We start from the raw sequence: 252 nt of genomic DNA, 5'->3' as shown, positions 1-252 counted from the left end.
TCCATTGGCTGGTCACCGTTACGGTTCCCGGATGGATCGCGCTCTGTCTTTTTCTCGGCAGCTACACGGCGCTTTGGGCACTCTTTGCCGGCACGGTGGCAAGACCACGCCCGTCTTCCTTGGAGACGGAGCCGGTCTGGATCAAGTCGTGGAACAATCTGCGGGTCGCTGCGCTCGTCTCAGCGGGGTGGACCGCCATGGAGTGGCTCCGCGGCGTAGTCTTCACCGGCTTCGGCTGGAATGCCCTTGGAA

The 252-nt window shown here is 62.7% G+C and carries 1 protein-coding gene; it reads left to right on the top strand.

The features are described from left to right. A partial coding sequence (locus ACLJNW_RS27010) for a hypothetical protein (protein ID WP_410961626.1) occupies positions 1-252 on the top strand: 252 nt, incomplete at both ends.

Origin of the sequence: Salmonella sp. SAL4457, from assembly GCF_046548235.1 — a bacterium.
Taxonomy (GTDB): domain Bacteria; phylum Pseudomonadota; class Gammaproteobacteria; order Enterobacterales; family Enterobacteriaceae; genus Salmonella; species Salmonella enterica.
The sequence above is the reverse complement of the archived record's forward strand: the minus strand, read 5'-3'. Positions and strand labels throughout refer to the sequence as shown.